Source organism: Natronincola ferrireducens (assembly GCF_900100845.1).
Lineage (GTDB): Bacteria > Bacillota > Clostridia > Peptostreptococcales > Natronincolaceae > Natronincola_B > Natronincola_B ferrireducens.
The window spans coordinates 316689-337114 of sequence record NZ_FNFP01000003.1 but is presented as its reverse complement, the minus strand read 5'-3'; the positions used below and the strand labels follow the sequence as shown (position 1 = coordinate 337114).

The window sequence follows — 20426 nt, the reverse complement described above, 5'->3', positions numbered from 1 at the left end:
ATATTACTTTTTTTTCTTCCATTCAAGAGTTTTAAGGACTAAAAGTAGATGATCTAAAACCTATGATTTCGTAAAAGTAGCTTCCACAGGATACAATAAAAAAAAGATACGGTTATTCCGTATCTTAGTAAGCATAGCTCTTATTATGAACTCCCCATTGTTTCAATTTCTCATCTGTTCCAATCCATACAGGAGTCTTTGTATTTACCAATTCATATAATTCCTCAACATCGGAATTAATCATTCGAACGCATCCTAATGAAACGTTGGTTCCTATAGATGTAGGTGAGTTGTTTCCGTGAATACCATAGGAACCACCTCCCTTATGGGAAATTCCCATCCATCGATAACCCAGAGGATTTTGAGGAGATCCCCCCGCTACAGGAGCTGATATACCTGCGCCACCCCAAGCAGGATTGACCAGTTTATTTACTATAGTAAATTTTCCTTCTGGTGTAGCAGAAGGGTGTTTTCCTTGGGCTATAGGATATTTTTTTATGACCTCATTTCCATAATAGAGGGTTAGAATTCTTTTTGTTTTGTTTATTGCTATCCAATGCTTGTCAGTAGGGGTATTTGTAATTACATCACTATGCCGAAACTCCTTATCTTGCAGACGTTCTTGTAGAGCTTTCGTTGACCTTGGTCCAAATGACCCATCTACTACAAGATTGTGTTCACTTTGAAACCGTAGAACTGCATTTCTCATATTAATGTCTTTACTGGCATGATCTTCTTTATAATAACCTAGCTCTCTAAGAGCTATGGTATAATCAATTTCTTTTTTTTCAGTGGTGTTTTTTTCTCTATCTTCTTTCATATGTTCGTCAAATTCTTCTATCGGTATATGCTCTTCTAGTACAGTATCCTCCTCCATTCCCATATAATGATTTTCTGCTGCATCGCCAATTACTGGTACCAACATGGTAGCAGCAATACATAATGACAGAAATTGCGTTAATATGCTATCACCTCCCTGCTCAATAATTTTTATTACAGGCTTGATTGGTTTATTCATACTTTAGTTAAGTAAAAGGTAATTTTTGTAATATTTTTCTAATTTTTTCTTTATTTTCGTATAGAATAAGATATAATTATTAATAAGTATCCTGTAGGAGGGGAGAATATATGAAATCATTACAGTTACACAGAGTATACAATGAAATATATGATTGTTTATTGTCAAAAGATTTTTTGAAAACCCATCATATTAAAGAAGATTTTATAAAAAGTCATCTCCAGTCTTCATCCTTTATTGATTTTTTAGAAGAAATGTTAGAAACCAATAATTATAGCTGTAAAGCTGTTTTCATGCTTTGTAAAAACATTCTTATGGATTTATGGGAGAAGAAGATTCCCCAGGATCCTCTTCAATACATCTATCAATTTACACTTAGTCTGTCCTTCCCCAATTCTGTTGAATTAGATTTAAAAAATTTTCTAAACAATGGATGTTTTCTCTATTTAAAGGTATTAAGAGTTATATCTCAACACCAAAAACTCTATGATGATAGTATGCAAAGTAAATATCCCTTAGACCTCCTACCTATTGGAGAAACAAATAATCTTATGAATGTTTCTGAGTATAAAAGTTTTGTAGGTGCTTTTTATGATGATTATATTTATGAAATGATGAAGCTTAATCATGAAGTTACAGGTCATAATACATTGGATCATATATGTGGGGTCCATCACCTTGCTGTTTTTATTGCAGAGCAATTGTTGTCTAAAAATATTCCTTTGGATTTAGGAAGGGTTTCTGGAGGAGCTGCTGGACATGATATTGGTAAATTTGGCTGTAGAAGCTCTGAATCTAAAAGAGTAGCTTATCTTCATTATTATTATACAGACCAATGGTTTAAAAAACATAATATACCTAATATAGGTCATGTTGCGTTGAATCATTCTGTTTGGGATCTTGAACTTGAAAATTTATCTATAGAATCCCTTATCCTTATTTATAGTGATTTTAGGGTAAAAAACATATCGGTGGATAACAATAGACCATCAATGAAAATGATCGGCCTTGAAGATGCATTTGATATTATACTAGGGAAGTTAGATAATGTAGATAAAAACAAAGAAAATCGTTATAGACGTGTTTATATGAAATTAAAGGATTTTGAAGACTTTTTACTAAGTATAGATATAATTATTGACCCACATATCCTTGTACAAGAAAATGTTGAGATAAGGAAAACCTATTATGCTTTAATGGAAGGAAAAGGAATAACTGAGCATCTAAAATATATTGCTATTCATCACAATATCAATTTAATGTACAAATTTAGAGATGAGACTTCCCTTAATGAGATTATTGAAATTGCCAGAGCAGAGCAAGATCCAAAGGTGCTCAGAGAATATTTAGATTTATTTGAAGAGTATTCTACCTATCTAACACAAAAGCAAAAAATTATTGCTATAAAATTTCTATACGAAAAGATCATTCATCCCGAAGAGGATATCCGTAGACAATGTGCCTCTACTATTGGTAGCTTAATAGCTACCTTCGATGAGAACTATCGCAAAGAAATTCCTGAAGGTTTAAAACTGGAGAAACCAAAGATAACAAGTTATCAGCTGTTACATCAATACATGAAGAGTTATATTTATCCTGACCATAAAATTATCCCCCTCCATCGCAGATGGATACGATATAGCCTAGCTACATTTATTGATGCTTTATTCATTAAATGCAAAGCTCAACAGGAGGACATCTATAAAGAAATCATTCTAAAATACTATAAGGAGGAGGGTTTGGAAGAAGATATTTATATTGCTCTAATCCAAAGCTTGAAATATATACCATTAAACAATGCATCTGCTTTCTTTAAGTATGCTGTCCATTATGTAATATCCTTTCTGAAGCATAAAGATGATGACATTAGGATTTCTGCTTTAGACACCCTAGGTTATCTAGCACAGAATATTTCTAAGGAATGTGAAACCCATGAATTAATCCTTAACCAGTTAACTGAAGTAAAGTTGTCATCTATACCGGCTGAAAACTTTTTATATTTAAAAATAGCAGAGACATTATGTGTAGAGGATACTATAATAGATAATTTAAAGAGTTTTTATAATCAAGACGTCAACAAAATCTCCAGTATGTTTTTAAACAATCTAAAAACAGAAATCAATTGGGTTACAAAGAAATTTCATATTAAGCTCTTATTGGAACATGCTCTTAAAAATACTGTTATTAATAAACTTTATATAGCAATGCATTTTTCTAACCTGTTAAAGGTTAGTGCTGTGGAAAATGTGAGAAGTGAAGCAGGAGAGTCATTGGTAGAAGTGTTTCCTCATCTTCCCATGGAGCAAAGAAATGATCTTGCTATTGAATTGCTACGAACCCTTGAAATAGAAGGTGCACAATTTACAAAATATATACCAAATTATTTAGGACAAATCATTATTTATCTAAAGCCACTGGAATTAGATGAAATTATTGAAGATTTAATAGAAAAAATTAAACATGCCAACACCCATATCAATTCCTTATTATTAAAAACAATCGGTGTGTTTATCTCTAATTACCCTAAATACAAAGAAATATTTAAAGAAGAAGATGTCCATTATAATCGTCGTTTGACAAAAATGCTAGGGATTTTATTAAATGGCTTAGTGCATCATAATCCTCAAATTAAGCAAGTTTCCTTCAGTGTTATTGGAAAGGAAGTCTTTGGTTTAAGTTTATTAACCTTAGAAGAAAAATATTATATATTCCAATTGGTAGGAAAAAAAGTATTAACACTTTTAACTGATTCAGAGGAAAGCGAGTTATTATTTCTTACTAACTCTGCTGGATTAAATCATATTTATCGTTTTATCTCAAGCTACAAATTTGCCTTCAACGATATTTGTGTAAAAACGCCGGAAAAAGTAGCCTTTTTTCCAGGCTCCTTTGACCCTTTTACCCTTGGTCACAAAGAAATAGCTAAAGCTATTAGAGACTTAGGATTTGAGGTTTATCTAGCAGTTGATGAATTTTCTTGGTCAAAACGTACTCAGCCTAATCTTCAAAGAAAAAACATCATTAATATGTCAATCGCTGATGAAATGGATATCTATTTGTATCCTGAAGATTTTCCAGTAAATCTTGCTAATCCTGAAAACTTAAATGATTTAAAGAATAACTTTTGTCACTCTAAAGTATATATTGTAGTAGGTACAGATGTAATCTTAAATGCCTCTGCCTATAAAAGAGAACTGAGCCAAAGTACCATTACTGACTTTCCTCACATTATATTTGAAAGAAGAAGTGATGATTGCGATGGGGAAAAGGCTTATGACATGGAAAAGATTCTTATTACTTTTAAACAGCCAGTTATAAAACTAAATCTTCCCCCACAATACGAAGATATTAGTTCTACACAAATTAGAAATTATATTGATGAAAATAGAGATATATCAAAATTGATAGACCCTCTTTCCCAAAAATATATTTATACTAACAATTTATATAGAAGAGAGCCTCAATATAAGTCATTGGTTCAAACAATTTCTATTGATATTGATGTTAGAAATAGCTTTAATTATGAGATAATCAATACCATAGCATCCATCTTCCATCCCAAAGATTATCATAAAACCTTTAAAAATATTGAAGCTATTAGTCAAAAGAAAAATGCAACCTTGATTTTAATTCGGGATGCAAAGGAGCATTGTAGGATTCTTGCTTATTCTATTTTTCACTGGCTACCCTCAGATTTAATTTATCAAGAATTTCAAGATAGTCATCTTTCCCAGTGTGTCCGTGAAAATTATACAGGCAGAATTATATTGTTAGATGGTATTTTTGTTAGAGAAGACATTCCTTCCGATAATATTCGTCAGATTATTTTGACAGAAACCTTGGCTTATTGTGTGAAAAATGATTATGGTTATGGTATATTTACTAATAAAATAGATGACCGTACATCGAGGGAGCTATATAAAATACTAAAGCTCCATGGGTTTCAAGAGCTGTCCCACTCCCCAAGCCATCCTCCTGTCTTAGCAGTAAATATGACAAACCCCTGTAGTTTAAATCTTGATATTCAGACATTTATTAAAGAACCCTTTAGAAGTAATGAAAATGTAAAAACCATCATATCTGCTACTAGAAAAAGGCTACAGGAAGCTCTTACAAAGCTATACCCTGGTCACTTAGTTCTTTGTTTTGATAGAGATATAGTAGAAGAAACCCTCGTGAAGAAAATTTGTCGTGAAAATGAAGTTCCTCCACTTCCTGTATATCCTAAGAAGTTAGGATCTTCTATGTGTGTTCCTTTTGGTAATATTTTAAACAGAGCCATCGTGCCAAATACCGTGACTAAAACCCTCCATACAGAGAAAATGTTTAACCCTAATATGAAACACTTTATAATAGGAGCTTTTCCCTATTACCTAAGCTTAGAAAAGCAAATTAGAATAATACATGCCTTCAATAAACCTGTTATTCTAATAGATGATCTTTTAAATAAAGGGTACCGTATTAAAGCCCTTGACCCTATACTGAAAAAAGAAAATATCCATGTGAAAAAGATTGTTGTGGGAATGTTGTCGGGTCAAGGTAAGGAATTAATGGAAATTCAAAATAGAGAAGTTGATAGTGCTTATTTTATCCCTAAGCTTCGTCATTGGTTCAATGAAGGACTCTTATACCCCTTTATAGGTGGTGACACTTTATGGCGTGGAATATACCCCCAAAAAAACTTACTTCCCTCTATTAATTTAATTTTACCCTACACTTCACCCTCCTTTATAAAGGGAGTCTCCAATGAAAGTCTTTATAATTTATCTTTAGTATGTATTCAGAATGCTTTAGAAATTTTAAAAGTATTAGAAATGACTTATCAAAAGACAAATGAAAGAAAGCTCACCCTTTCTTTACTTGGGGAGGTGTTTTTATATCCTCGTTGTCCAGATCAAGGAAAAAATTCCTTCTATGACTTTAATGTTAATCCTTCTACTCACCTTAATAGAGATTTAGAACTGCTTAAACGATTGGAATACAACTTTATTAAAAGCTCTTAAAAGGAGGTATTAAGATGTTTTATTACAAATTCCGTAATAAGTATATGTTTTCATTAAATAATTACCCCCAGTTTGAAAGGGTAGAGGAAGTACTAATAAAAGAGCATAATGAAATCATCTACTACCTATGCTCTTTAGATCCCTTCATATCTAGAAAAACCTTCTCTATTACCCATCCTTCTCTACTGTTTATAAAGAAAGAGGGTCTCAATTTATTGCAGGTTGATGGTAATGAAGTTTATGATTTACCAAAGTGGATACTAGAAAAAATAGAAGATAGGAGAATTATGGCTATTAATACTACCTTTCCTAATTGGCAAAATAAATTACTGGAGAGGCATCCCGCAAAATGGAGAGTCCATATAGCTGGACTAGGGGATGTGGGCAGTACCCTGCTAATAGGTCTTCGCCTGTTGGGAGGAGACTGTATTGATTCTATAGGTATCTATGATAGAACACCTGATAAACTCCAGCGTTGGTCCTATGAAATAAATCAGGTCTATTGCCCTGGTAATGAAGGGTTTCCAGAGGTGTATCCTATTTCTGAAAGTGAATTTTTTAATTGTGATATGTTTGTCTTCTGTATTGCTAAAGGTGTCCCCCCCGTTGGTAAGGATGTGAAGGATGTTCGAATGATACAGTTCCAGGAAAATGCCAATATTATTGAGACCTTTGCCAAGAAGGCTAGAGCTGCCGATTTTAAGGGTATCTTTGCCGTAGTTTCTGATCCTGTAGATTTGCTTTGTAAGGTTGTTTTTAACAGTAGTAATAAAGATTCCCAAGGCAATTTCGATTTTAAGGGTCTAGCTCCAGAGCAGGTTAGGGGATATGGTTTAGGGGTAATGCATGCCCGTGCCGCTTATTATGCAAAGGAAAATCCTAAAACCCTACATTATTTAAAGGAAGGTAGAGCCTTTGGACCCCATGGGGAGGATCTTGTTATAGCAGACAGTATTGAAGATTACAATGAAATTCTTTCTATATATTTAACAAATAAAGCAAAGGCAGGTAATCTAGAGGTTAGAAAGACGGGTTTCAAGCCTTATATCGCCCCTGCTCTTTCCTCTGGAAGCCTCTCTATTATTGCCACCATTAGAGGTGATTGGCATTATAGTGCAACCTATATGGGAGGGGTCTATATGGGATCAAAAAACCGCTTGTCTTCCTCAGGTACAGAAGTTGAAAGGCTGGAGCTGCCGGAGTTATTATTGCAAAGACTTCAAAACACCTATGCCAAGTTGGAGAAAATGGTATGATCCATTTAATTATGTGTGGAGAACCCTCCCTCCAGCTATCTAATATGGTTGCAGCGGCTACCCAGGGTTATGAGGTTACTGTTATTAAAACTCCAGATAATATACCAAATATGCAAAATAAAAAAATTTTATTTGCTATTGAGGTGGATCCTGTTGGCTTTAACATGCCTTTGTTTAAAATATTATCTTCTTTAACCAAAAGGGGTAATGGTGCTTTGAATGGTTCAACTGGTGGTTTGTTAATCCATAGTCCTAGTAACTTATATACAAAAACTCTTGCTAAATCTGTGGTTTTTGCTGCTAATCAACTAGGTTGTAGTTTTATAGGTCATTCTTTAGTAGAGGCCACAAAAAATCTAAGCAATTTTCTTACTTGGCAAAAGAAATTTGATATGTCCCTTGAGGAAATATCTTATGAGTTATCTTTTCGCTTAGGAAAGAGGTTGGTAGAAGACAGGCCCCCAGTCTTAGATAAATCAAAGATTGTGGTTTTACATTCTAGTTCAAAACAAACTTCCAATACTTTAATGTTATGGCATATGATAAAATACAATTTAATCAATTGTGAAATAGATGAATTGCATGTGGAAAACGGTACCGTTCTAGATTGTATTGGATGTCCCTACCAAACCTGCAAGCATCTAGGGATGCAAAATAGTTGTTATTATGGAGGAATGATGGTTAAAGAAATTCTTCCAGCTATTGAAAGGGCCGATGCATTGATATGGATCTGTCCTAACTATAATGATTCTATTTCTGCGAATTTGATGGCAGTTATCAATAGATTAACGGCTCTTTATAGGAAAATGAAGTTCTATGACAAAGCTGTTTTTGCCGTCATCATATCTGCAAATTCTGGAAGCGATGCTGTTGCTGGGCAACTTATTGATGCGCTAAACATCAATAAAGGCTTTAGACTTCCACCTTATTTTTCTATTATGGAAATAGCTAATGATCCTGGTACAATTGTTGAAGTGGATGGTATTGAGGATAAAGCTAAGACTTTTGCCATAAATATGATGTCTCATATCCATAGATAATCCTGTATCTTTTTTACTATTATATTGCCTTAGACTTTCACACCTGAAGATTTTCATTAACCCTATTTTTCTTTAGAAAAAACATATGCCAGCTAAGGATTTCCTTGTATGGTTTTAAAAACATTCATTGACGCATCTTGTAAAATTATGATATAATTTTAACAAAGATACATAAAATAAAACTTAATTCACAAGTGTACTTCAATCTACTAAAGGAGGTTTTTTAAATGTGTGAATCAACTGCTTATTTAATTACAGATAAAGGTGAAGAAAAGATTATGGAAAATGTTGTCTATATGAAGCCAGAAAACGGAAAAATATATTTAGCTGATTTGTTAGGAGAACAAAAAATAGTTGAGGGTAAGGTAAAGGAAATAAAACTAATTGACCATAAAATCATCATTTCTGATAAATAAAATGAGTCTGTAATCCTTGATCTAATGCTTTGAATTAAGAAGCGGCAATTTTGTGATACAGCCAAGATAAAATTTATAACATCGGGGGATTAAAAGATGATTATTGCAGTAATAGATGGTATGGGAGGAGGAATAGGTGGTCAAATTGTTGCCCATTTGAGGCAGGAGCTCCCCTCATACTTTGAAGTATATGGTCTGGGTACTAATTCAACTGCTACTTCTGCTATGTTAAAAAATCATGCCAACAAAGGAGCAACGGGAGAAAATGCTATAGTGGTATCTACAAAGAAAGCCAATGTCATTATAGGACCCTTATCCATCGTTATTCCTAATTCTATGATGGGAGAAGTGACAGATAAAATCGCAACCGCAGTTGCTGAATCTGAAGCTGTAAAGATTTTACTTCCAATTGCACCAGATAATTTTCAACTAGTAGGCTTAGAAAATAAACCTTTAATGCTATTAATAAAAGATGCCATTGATGTATTAAAAAAGGAGTTTAATGTTAAAAAATAAATTCTATCAATAATTAGGGAGGGAAATTATTATGTGTTGCTGTAATAAGGAAAACCATAACCATAGTCACGATCACAGTCACAATCCCACTGAATCCATCGATGATCCTACTTTGAGTCATGATGAAAAAACTTTGAGGGTATTATTAGTCCATTGGATTAATCACAATAAATCCCATCAAGACAACTTTTTAGAATGGGTAGAAAAATCGAAGAAAATGGAAAAACCTGAAGTAGCTGACTATATTAAAAAAGCAGTTGACTTTATGGACAAGGCAAATGAAATGCTGATAGAAGCGAAAAAACACATGTAGCGGAGAGATATCTCCGCTAGTTTTTATTTTTAACAGTTTGTTGTTGTTTTTGATATAACCCCTTCCAATCCGGAAGGTTTCCATGCCTTTTAAATATAGCTAGCGCCAATTCTCCTACCACCGCTAAATCCTCTGCATCAAAATAATAGGAAGTGTTTAAATCAAATAATATATTGGCGGTGGGAGAAAATTCTTCGTCCCCCTTCCAAACAATGAAGGTTAAATAAACATTGTTCAAAAACTGAAAGCGATACCCAGCATCTCCTGTTTTAATGGGTTCTCCATTTATTTTTTCTCCAGCAACAATAAATTCCTCTAGTTTGTTACCATAAGTTTTTGCCAATTTTAATATTGTCCTAGTATAAAAGTTATGATAATAAACATGACCTCCAGGTATTTCCTTATATGTAATGCTTTTTCCCGTGAGGGGTATACCTTTTGCATTTGCAAGATATCTTAAAAATATGGTTTTAATAGCATAGGATTCTATCTCTACTCCATCATCCTTTTCAAATGCTTCTCCTGTAGGATATTTTACAATGTAATCTCTACCCATCAGCTTTATAATGAAGATATTTTCCCTACTATCATAGTAGGTGCCTGATAGTTCAGCCATCTTCTCTGGGTCACAATTCTTAAATATATTTCTAATATACTCATAAGGAACCTTCCCTTGACGATCTTCTTTTATTGCTTGGATATCCATATCTCTCCCCCTTTTCCCTTAAAAATAATAGATACTAACAATTTTTCCTAATTTTCTTAAGCTATTAATTATTTGTCCTACCATCTTAAACTTTCTTTGCAGGTTTTGAGGAAAACCTTCGTTCCGATAGGCAGCGTTTAAACAATGGCCTAAGTAAAAATTAATATGGGTGCATTCATAAAGTAGGGTATTTGCCAAGATAGTAGCACCATTTTGTTCTTCTAATTCCCTTATGGTTCTGGAGGATACAGTATTGTTTAAAAATTCTCTTAAGTAGTTTAATGTTTGTTCCATTGTTAATACACCCTCAGTTATTAAATAGATCCCTTCCATATGGCATATGGGTGGGATTTTTTCTGTAACTGTGTCTACATCCATAACTAAATCTCTTTGTAGTTCTCGGGCTACAATGTTGGCAGCTGTTCCTCCACATATAATTTTTTTTCCAGGACTATCCATAAACTTTTCTACTAACACTGGATCCTTTTCTTTGAGTAATGGTGGTCCAGTAAACAAATCAAAAACTTGAGGCTTTTTCATTTTCATGGCTACAACAGTAGCGTCATCCCCGGGTTTGTCATTGTATAAATCATTACAGATGTTTGTTAAGGACTTTGAAATCATCATAGCATTCTTGTTTAAGCATATTCCTTGTAAATATTTAGCTACATGCTCCCATTCCCAGCCATAGTTAAGGACTTCCCCTGCTCCTGCGTGGATTATCCCATCAGAAACAGCAATAATACTGTCGTTTTCCTTTAAGTGACATTGGGCTTCTAGAACAATCCTTCCATTGATTGTTATTGTATTATACTTTAATTTTGATACTATATTTTTTTCTTTATTGTAATAAAAAACAGAGGGGTTATCGAACTCAACTATATAGGTATCACCTGTTTTTTTTGTATAGATAATAGTCAGGGTAGAGTAGGCAATTTCTCTCTCTTTACAAACGGGTAATGTATTAATGATTGTGTCAATAACCTCCGATAGCTCTTCCCCATTTTTTAACATAGTAATGGCAATTTTAGAAGTGAGGGTAGCTAATATATTCGCCTTTATACCACTCCCTAGCCCATCTGACATCACAGCTATAACCCCATCATCTGTCCTAGCAATCTCTACTCGATCACCACATATTTCCTCATTTTTTTTTGTTAATTGACTATAGCCTACATCAATAAAGTTATCCATTTTACTCATCACCTGACTTTTCCATAGTAAGGTCTAAGAATTTTTTAAGAGCAACCTTTGTTTCGGCTGTTGTTTCCCCTAAAACACTACAAATTTGTTGGGCAATTACCATTTGTTTTGTAATGACTTTTTGTACCATCTCAGCAGTATTCTTTTTAACTTCTATTAATTCCTTTTCCTTTTCTTCAGTTTTTGTAACGTCATTTAATATAGCTAAGATGCTATCTTGCTTTTCTATATATAATAGGTTTTGAATGATGGTAAGATTATGATCCTCTAGTCTAATTTTTTTGCCATATATACTTTTCTTTGTTTCAAAAACCTCCATATAATCTGTATAATCTAATATGGTTGCTAAATGTAAATCGTCATGCTTTTTTTCAACATTTAAATGTTGTATCCCCGCTGGATTTATGCTTAAAATTTTCAAATCCTTGTTTACTAAAAAAATATAATTAGGTGAGTACTCAAAAATTAAATTAGACATGGTCTCACTTTTATTTCGTATATAAGGTAAACACATATTAGGTGTATCCATATGATTATAAATGGCTACCGCTTTATCCCGACACGTTTCATAACCGCATGTGCCACAGTTTAGCTCATCTTTTTTATTAAATTTACCCATTTTTTTTAAAATTTTTCTTAGTTCTATATTACTGGGCTGTAAATTAAGCACCCTTTTATCATTAAATTCCCTATAAAATTTTCCTTTGATCTCCTCAGCTAATTCAAATAAATTGTTTTCTATAGCTTTTTTATTAGCATAATCACTAACCTGCTTTTTTCTTGTAAAGAGATTCACTTGACTATTATAAAAGGTAGGGCCATTAATACATCCATTTAAGCAAAAATTTATTTCAATAAATTTAGCATCTAATTCCTCTTGTGCTATACTTTCTAATACCTGCCGAATATTTTCACCACCGTTTACCTGAAGAAAATCCTCTGCAGAAGTTATACGGTCTGTCATTGATTTTAGTCCATCTACTGGAAACTTTTTAGCAATAAATGTTCCTTCTTGATCAAAATCCTCTTCTTCTAATTCTTCTAAAACGATGTTTTTTGACGTCATCCAATCCTTTAATTCATCAAAGGTTATAACAGCATCTATGGAGCAATCCTCTAGTTGTGTGTCTGTACATTCTATTTTTGAGGCAATACAAGGAGTAAAATAGACAACTTTGATATCATCTCCATATTTTTTTCTTAATAGCTTCCCATGAACCATCATTGGTGGGAGAATTGGAATCATATATTTGTTTAGATGAGGGTAATATTTTTGTATCATTAAATTACATGCAGAACAGGTTGTGGTAATATAATAGTTTTGTTTTGTTTGGTTATAATAATTTTTGTATTCTTCTAATACCCGATCTATCCCTACAGCTGTTTCCTCAACATGATGAAAGCCTAATTTTTTTAGAGCAGTCACAATAGTCTTCTCACTTTTTGGAAAATAGGCTAAAAAAGTAGGGTCTATTGATGCTACTAGTTTATTATTATTATTAGCAAAAGATCTTACTCTAATTAGATGATATTGAGGAGCTTTATCGTTTTGTGGGCATACAATAAAACATTTCCCACAGGCGATACATCTGCTGGCATCTACTTCTGTTTTATTTTCTGTTATGGCTATTGCCTTTACAGGGCAATTTCTGATGCATTTATAACAATCTTTACATCCATTATCTGATAGTGTCAAGGTATGTTTAATGTCCACGCTTATCCCCCTCCAGTGTATTATGACTTGTTTATTATATATCAATATTATCATATTGTTGTATTAGTTCCTATATGGACAATCAATCTTAAACATGCCTTTTATTTAAAAAAGATTTCTTAAAAGCATTTCTATAGCTTTAAAGAAATCTTTAAGTAGCACGAAGATTGTTTACCCCGTTTAAATGGCCCTGTTTGTACTATATTCTTCTAATATCTTTTCCACAGTGGGAAACCTATTGATATCCGTATGAGGTAAAAAGCAGGCAGATATAAATTCGTCCATATATCCTGGATAAACACTTAACTCTATATAGGTCATTTCCTTAGAAAACTCCTCCATCTTTCGTCTAGCGTCTTCACTCATAAGGGTAAGATAGCATCCCATAAGGGAACTGTTCCCTATATGCATAAATTTATCAAATTCTATATCTGGAAATAACCCTATCTCGATGGCTTTATCAATGGATAGACTGCTTCCTATCCCTCCTGCAATATATATTTTATTAATCATATCAAAGTCCATCCCTAAACTGTCAAGGAGTGTAGCAATTCCTGAATAAACAGCGGCTTTGGCTTTGATGAAGTTATCAATATCAATTTCTGTAATTGTTATATCTTCTTCAATGCCCCACTCATCTTTAAAAGCTACTACGTATTCTCCAATATTATATTCATCAAACCGAATTCTATCGGTATTTAAATCTCTGTTAATTTTTCCTCTTCTATCGACTAAACCGGTTTTTAACATTTCAGCAATTAAATCTATTATACCTGAGCCGCATATACCTTTGGGCTTTTCATTGTGAATGATTGTAAATTTTGGTATATAGCTATTGTTGTCTATTTCTATCCTTTCAATAGCTCCACCAGCTGCCCTCATTCCACAGCTTATTTCTCCCCCTTCAAAAGCAGGTCCAGCTGAACAGGCACAGGTAACTAAAAAATCTTTGTTGCCAAACACAATCTCTCCATTTGTACCTAAATCAATTAACAAAATGTTTTCTTCAGAAGCCCATATTCCTGAAGCCAAAACCCCTGCTGTAATATCTCCACCAACATAGCTTGCTATAGATGGAAGGATATATAAAAATGTTTCAGGATTTGCTTCCAATTCCAGTTCTGAAGCCTTAATAAAAGGGGCACCTGAAAATGTAGGTATATAGGGTTCTCGCCTTAAATAGTCAGGATAAATTCCAAGTAACAAATGGGACATAGTTGTATTTCCTGCTGCCACAAAAGCTGTTACTTCATTTTTATCTACACCTGCATCTTGATACATTTTTTTAAGTAGAGGGTTAATTGTTTCATGAATAATAGCATGGGTTAACTTTTCTAAGCCATTATTCTTTGTAGCATAAATAATTCTATGAATAACATCAGCCCCATATTTCATTTGGGCGTTTCCAGAGGATGCTTTTGCCAATAGTTTGCCTTCGTAAAGATCCACTAGACAGGCAGCAACTGATGTTGTTCCAATATCTAAAGCTACACCATAAAGCCTATTGGTGGTATCTCCTATTTCCATATTTATAATAGTTGTTCTATTGTCTCCTCTAGGTATGTGGGTTATGGTTATTTTGAATTCACTTTCCCTTAAGAGGGATGGTATTTTTCTTAACATAGGTAGTCTGCAAAACACCATTGAATACCCTAGTTGGTTTCTCAAATGTCTTTTTATTCTATCCCAATCAGAAATATTATCATCTAGAGTAGGTAAATCGATTTCTAGATAGTCCTTTTTAATATAAGAACAAAATTTCATCCCATTGTTTAAAACTTGATCTCTCGCCCGCTGAAAAATTTTTTGATCTCGAGGACCAGATAAATCTTCGATCTTCATACCATTCATATAGGAGGATTCACCTGAAGGAACTTCAATAACAAGGTCCTCAATTACCTTTGTATTACATGCTAGAACATAGCCTGCCTTCAATTCCCCATCTTTTATATGATGGTTATTTCCATTGAAATCTACTACTCCTCTTATGATCCTTACCTTGCATTTTCCACAGGATAAGCCTCCATTGCAAGGTGCGTCTATAAATATTCCATTCCTTCTGGCAACCTCTAATAAATTTTCTCCTACTCCTGCCCGTACATTTATATCCATAGGTTGAAACTTTATATTGATCATTTTATATTATCCCTCCAATGATATCTCCTGAGATAAGGTGAGGAAATATGTTGCAACGCAAAATAACTTTCTATAAGATTAAACTCCTCTGTTTTCTAGGAAAACTTTAACCTATCATAAGAGTTCTATTCTGCAGAAGTAAAATCCTTCAACTTTTATATTTTTCTATTTGATCTTGGCTATAATACTTAATATAGGTTGTTCTACAATTGAGAGGGGGTAGAAACCCCCTCTTTAATTAAGTTACATATTATGCCAATGCACCTTGATAGTTTTCAGCATTTAAAAGACCTTCTAACTCTTCTGCATCTGCTATTTTAACCTTAACAATCCAAGCTTCATAGGGTGCCTCATTAACATGCTCTGGCTCATCCTCTAGCTTTTCATTAATTTCTAATACTTCTCCAGATATCGGAGCAATTAAATCAGATGCTACTTTTGATGATTCAACCACACCAAACTCTTGACCTGCTTGAATTTCATCCCCCACCTCTGGCATTTCTACAAATAATACTTCTCCCAATTGTTCTTGGGCATAATCACTTATGCCTATATAAGCTGTATCTCCTTCTACCTTTACCCAAGTATGTTCACTATGATATTTAAGATTTTCTGGATACATGGCTATTTCCCCCTTTTATCTTGATAGAATACTCCCACTTAAATAAGTGGGAGTATTCTATTTAATTACATTAATGGATCCATAGTTAATGCTGGGTGTCCTTTTTCTGTTAGGAAGTTTAATACTTCTTCTGAATCTGTTGCAATTGTTTCATCACAAATCATGTCTGTGAAATTATCAATTCCATACATTTCTTTTGCTGTTTCATTTAATTTATCACTTACATAATCCTTTAGTTCTTTTGGCATCCATACAATACGTCCTGGTCCACCTTCAGCAGAGATAAACTTCTTAGAAGAAATAAAGTATCTACCGTGTCCCATAAATCCAGGTGTTTGAACCCCACCACCGGTCATGGAAGCAAGTTCACCAAAGGTCATACCAACAGGTGTTGTTGCACCAAATTCTCTATTTACAATAACAATACCATTAGCTTCAGGCATAATTCCTGCAATACACTCAAAGCATCCACAGGATGTCATAGGATCTTCCATTAAACTATACAGCGTAATTCTTTCTACAGCGCCTTGAGATTTTTCAGCAATATGCTCATTAACAGCACTCCAAACTCCCTTTATTTCGTCTTCAACACCTTCTTTAGCAATTGGCTGACATGGACCTGCAGGATCTAGTTCCTTTGTAGCCTTAGCATCTAACCAGCTTACAGCTCCACAAAGTCCCAATCTTTCTGGTGTTACAACACATACATGGGCTGGTGCAAAGGATTGACATAATAAGCAGGAGTAGAAGGTATCTACACTTTCATCGGTTAAGGATGCAAGTCTTTCATCTCTTGCATTATATTTAGGATATGCGTCAGCCTCCTTCATGGTAGCAACCTTCTCAGGATCAGTGATAATGGTAACTTGACATTTATCTACTACAGAGTCAAATTCATCCCTCATCTTAGCATATAAAACTTCACCAATATGCTTTAATCTAAAGCCACTATTAAAGGTATCATTATTAATACGAATCCAAGTAGTATCCCTTTGTCCTACGTGCATAACCCCTTCTGTGTAGTTCATGAAGTAGTGAATACGTCTTTCTAAAACAGGTTCAAAATCTTCCTGCATGTTTTTACCCGCTACCTCTACTAATATCGCTAACGGAAGTCTCTTTGGTGTTCCTTCTACTTCATCAATGTCAGGACCTATTATTTCTATTTTATGATCTTCTATATCTGCTAGATCCCTACTTCTAACAAGCTCCCAACATTCGGTTTTAGAGCCTCCAAATTCAACATTAAGATCATCTTTTCTAACCCTTTCACCTTCAAATGCTGCCGCAAAGCCTACTGGAATTGGAATTTCTGTTACTTTAATCTTAATATTTCTAGCCTCTAAAGAAGTAGCTGGGATTTTATCATAATCTTTTTGTGTCAATAATAATGTTGGTACCTCTGGTACTACTTGATCTGTAATAACTGGGAATCCAAGGGCGATAGCTCCTGCTCCTGCAGATACTACTAACTCACTTAATGGTCCGAAGGCATTTACAAAGGCTGGTACCCTATTTTTAGTGTATTCCATATGTTCAGCCAATTTGCCAGGCTCAACCCCACCAAAGATAAGACTTGCTCTGATGGCTACAGATACAACATGGATTACAGAGGTAACGTCATAGCCTAAAGGAATAACCCTTAGCTCTAGACCCATTTTTACATTAGCTTCTATAGCTTGATCAATGATGTCTCCAACTAAGAAGGTAAGTAATCCCTTAGATTGATAGTCTTTGATTACCTTTGCAGCTGTTTCACTATCAGGACATTTTCCTAAAACAACGGCTACACCTGGAATATCTCCAGTTACTAGAGGAACCCCTAAGGAACGGATAGTTGCATCTGTGATATGACCTGCACAAGGTGCATCATAGGGCGTCTCATTTAAGGCATATTTGATGGCTTCGATAATTTCTGCTGAAACTGCTGTTGCAAGACCTGCATTTAAAGCTTGCTCTAAACGTGGTTCTTCAACAATTAAACTTTTTACTACACCAATGGCTCCTTCTAAATCTGCTAAGGTTGTCATTTTCAAGCCTGTTGCTGCATAAATAATTGGCAGTGAATAAGCTGTTTCAGGAAAAACCACCTTATGATCTCTGCCTTTTTCTTCAATAGCTTGCTTTAATAAACCTTCTGCTGCACTTAATGCTTGATTAGAACCAGCATAAATAACATTAAATAAATTCATGCTTTTACCCCCCTATAAACTTTTTTTATAAATCTAGATAAGAATCAGCATATAAAATATTGTTTTTTATTACATCACAGGTTTTGATGGTATCCATTAATTCTTTATCACATGGATTAATGATGGCTGAAGAAAGTCCACATTGCATCGCCATAGCTGCAAAGGCTGCGTCCATAATTGGTCTCACATGCTTAGGCGCACCATTGGAAATATTACTTAATCCTCCAGTAGTTTTTAATCCCATCTCTGTAATTTGTCTAATTGCTTCTAAAACCTCTGATTGTTTCTCCTGCATACCCTTTACTACTAAGAATAATGGGTCAAATAAGATGTCGCTAGGATCCATTCCTAGTTCCATTGCCTTTTCTAGCATTTCTGTACAATAGGCAATACGCTCTTCACAATCCCTTGGAATACCTTCTTTAGCACATAAACCAATAATTTTAGCATCATATTGAGCTGCTAAATCAAATAAATCAATTCTAGGCCCAGCATCTGCTGAGTTAATAATAGCCTTACCCTTTTCATTGTTATACACCTTTAACCCAGCCTCGATTGCCTTTCTGTTTACAGTATCCAGTGCTAGAGGAACGTTGTCAAACTCTGACTGAATTAATTGAACAGCCCAAGTCATCAATTCTTCTCCGTCTTTTTCAGCAGGCCCTATGTTAACATCTACATAGTCAGCTCCAGCTTCTATTTGTTCCTTTGCTCTTTTTAAGATTGGCTCTGGGTTTCTTTCTGCTAATGCTTTTCTTATGACTGGTGAAATACAATGTATTCTTTCACCAATTACCAGAAACTTTTCCATATCAATACCCCCTATTTTATGTTTTATTTATCATAGAGGAAAGGGAAACCTTTCCTCTATTACCTTGTTAATTACCAAACTCTTCTATGCAAGAGCAGCTTCTTCACTGGCCTTTAATTCCTTTAAAAATTTTGGAAGATGCATTGCTTCCTCTGTTCCTACGATAATCTCCCAGCCTGGCAGCTCATCTTCAATTTCTCCCTTAAGAACAGCAACTAGTCCAGGAATAATTAATTTTCTAGATTTTGTTTTATCAGCTATGCCACTTTCTTTAATGAATTTAGAGATGCTAGAACCACCAAATTTACCGGCAGCCCATGCAGTAAGTACAGAATAACCTCCAGCATCGGGAATTGCTAACCATACCGGCACCTTTGATCTTTCTATTTCACCGGCTACAATAAAGTAGGTTAGGGCAAAGTCCACAGTCACTAGCACTGGTGCGTTTTCATCAGCGCCATTGACACTATAAACATCTGGTTCTACCCTCATTGGTCTTTGAGGATCAGTAAATGCATTTTGTCTTAAAGCAAACAATGGTAATGCCTTGCTATAATCAATATCATCTAATACGATAATTGAACCATACTTTAATGTGAATAGAGATGCTAAGGCAATCTCCATATTTTTGTCTTTATTAGCTAATTCATTAACAAATACAACGGAAGGATAACCAAACTTTCTATCCTGCTCCTTTAAAGCTGTTCTTCTTATCTGAACAACATTTCTAAAGGTTTCCTTAACTGTTCCACCTTCTACTGCCAATAATAATTCTTTATAATCTAATCCCTGCACTTTTTCTGCTAAATCATAAAGCCCTTCTAGATTTTCAGCCTTTATACCCAATGGAAGCTTGCTTCCTTTTGCTAATTCCACCATAGCCTCGTAGTTATCTTTTGTAGCACCATAGATAGCAGGGTTTTCATCTTTTACTAATTCTAAAGCTTCTTTAAGTACGTCAACATCTTCACAAATCAGCATATAAGCTAGGTTAGCACCGCTATCCTTCACTTTTTTAATTAAGTTTATGTATTGCTCTTTATTGGAGGTGTACTTTAAAGCAGCTATCTCTACCCCCATGTTTTCACCAATTCGTACATAGTTTACCTTTTTAATATTGGCTAATTTTCCATCAATTTCTTCTTCTGTCATAGCATCAGTAAAGATTACTGCAAATCTATTTCTATTAACAAAGGTTTTCTCATGACGGAAAAGAACCGTTTCTCCGCCTAATGTATATTCATTATCACCCTTACCTATTTTTACAGCCCTCATTGGAGGTGCTGTTGCTTCAGATAATTTTTCTAATGATTCTGGACTCATATGCGGACATTTTTCTATCTCCATTGCCCCAGCTGCAACCTTCATGGAAAATGCTAAGCAAGTTGGAAATCCACAATCTTTACAGTTCTTTTTAGGTGTTAACTTAAATATATCTAATCCTGTCAAAGCCATTTTTCCTTCCCCCTTTAATAATCCT

General features: G+C 34.2%; 15 protein-coding genes. 6 read left to right on the top strand and 9 right to left on the bottom strand.

Features of this window, described 5'->3' with window-relative positions; all coding sequences use genetic code 11:
- Positions 1–124: 124 nt before the first annotated feature.
- A complete protein-coding gene (locus tag BLS22_RS09810) occupies positions 125–1018 on the bottom strand; it encodes a L,D-transpeptidase family protein (RefSeq protein ID WP_090553557.1) in 894 nt (297 codons plus the stop codon).
- 110 nt (positions 1019–1128) lie between these two features.
- On the opposite strand from BLS22_RS09810, the gene BLS22_RS09805 reads away from it, so the two are divergent.
- The 6 genes from BLS22_RS09805 to BLS22_RS09780 all read left to right on the top strand — a co-directional run bounded on the left by BLS22_RS09805 (position 1129) and on the right by BLS22_RS09780 (position 9562).
- A complete protein-coding gene (locus tag BLS22_RS09805) occupies positions 1129–6021 on the top strand; it encodes a cytidyltransferase (RefSeq protein ID WP_090553556.1) in 4893 nt (1630 codons plus the stop codon).
- A gap of 14 nt (positions 6022–6035) precedes the next feature.
- The gene (locus BLS22_RS09800) at positions 6036–7277 is read left to right on the top strand and encodes a lactate/malate family dehydrogenase (protein ID WP_090553555.1); all 1242 of its coding nucleotides are present in this window, start codon (positions 6036–6038) and stop codon (positions 7275–7277) included.
- The gene (locus BLS22_RS09795; RefSeq protein WP_090553554.1) at positions 7274–8317 is read left to right on the top strand and encodes a flavodoxin family protein; all 1044 of its coding nucleotides are present in this window, start codon (positions 7274–7276) and stop codon (positions 8315–8317) included. Before BLS22_RS09800 ends, BLS22_RS09795 begins: the two co-directional genes overlap by 4 nt.
- Positions 8318–8544: 227 nt before the next feature.
- A complete protein-coding gene (locus BLS22_RS09790; protein WP_090553553.1) occupies positions 8545–8733 on the top strand; it encodes a CooT family nickel-binding protein in 189 nt (62 codons plus the stop codon).
- 96 nt (positions 8734–8829) lie between these two features.
- Positions 8830–9249: a DUF3842 family protein gene (locus BLS22_RS09785; RefSeq protein WP_090553552.1), complete on the top strand. Its 420-nt coding sequence runs from the start codon at positions 8830–8832 to the stop codon at positions 9247–9249.
- Positions 9250–9280: 31 nt separating this feature from the next.
- Positions 9281–9562, top strand: a complete 282-nt coding sequence (locus tag BLS22_RS09780) for a DUF8180 domain-containing protein (RefSeq protein ID WP_090553551.1) — start codon at positions 9281–9283, stop codon at positions 9560–9562.
- 16 nt (positions 9563–9578) lie between these two features.
- Here the strand turns inward: BLS22_RS09780 and BLS22_RS09775 are convergent, their stop codons facing one another.
- The 8 genes from BLS22_RS09775 to acsC form a co-directional block, all read right to left on the bottom strand.
- Positions 9579–10268 (bottom strand): DUF3786 domain-containing protein, encoded by a 690-nt coding sequence (locus BLS22_RS09775; protein ID WP_090553550.1) that lies wholly within the window; start codon positions 10266–10268, stop codon positions 9579–9581.
- An 18-nt stretch (positions 10269–10286) separates the two neighbouring features.
- The gene (locus tag BLS22_RS09770) at positions 10287–11462 is read right to left on the bottom strand and encodes a SpoIIE family protein phosphatase (RefSeq protein WP_176762126.1); all 1176 of its coding nucleotides are present in this window, start codon (positions 11460–11462) and stop codon (positions 10287–10289) included.
- A gap of 1 nt (position 11463) precedes the next feature.
- Positions 11464–13185, bottom strand: a complete 1722-nt coding sequence (locus BLS22_RS09765; protein WP_176762125.1) for a [Fe-Fe] hydrogenase large subunit C-terminal domain-containing protein — start codon at positions 13183–13185, stop codon at positions 11464–11466.
- A gap of 180 nt (positions 13186–13365) precedes the next feature.
- The gene (gene acsV / locus BLS22_RS09760) at positions 13366–15321 is read right to left on the bottom strand and encodes a corrinoid activation/regeneration protein AcsV (RefSeq protein WP_090553547.1); all 1956 of its coding nucleotides are present in this window, start codon (positions 15319–15321) and stop codon (positions 13366–13368) included.
- Between the two features lie 250 nt (positions 15322–15571).
- A complete protein-coding gene (gene gcvH, locus BLS22_RS09755; protein ID WP_334292620.1) occupies positions 15572–15949 on the bottom strand; it encodes a glycine cleavage system protein GcvH in 378 nt (125 codons plus the stop codon).
- Between the two features lie 59 nt (positions 15950–16008).
- On the bottom strand, positions 16009–18135 hold the full coding sequence (acsB, locus tag BLS22_RS09750; RefSeq protein WP_090553545.1) for an acetyl-CoA decarbonylase/synthase complex subunit alpha/beta: 2127 nt from the start codon (positions 18133–18135) through the stop codon (positions 16009–16011).
- A 25-nt stretch (positions 18136–18160) separates the two neighbouring features.
- A complete protein-coding gene (gene acsE / locus BLS22_RS09745) occupies positions 18161–18946 on the bottom strand; it encodes a carbon monoxide dehydrogenase/acetyl-CoA synthase methytransferase subunit (RefSeq protein ID WP_090553544.1) in 786 nt (261 codons plus the stop codon).
- A gap of 84 nt (positions 18947–19030) precedes the next feature.
- Positions 19031–20401 (bottom strand): acetyl-CoA decarbonylase/synthase complex subunit gamma, encoded by a 1371-nt coding sequence (acsC, locus tag BLS22_RS09740; protein WP_090553543.1) that lies wholly within the window; start codon positions 20399–20401, stop codon positions 19031–19033.
- Between the last annotated feature and the right edge of the window lie 25 nt (positions 20402–20426).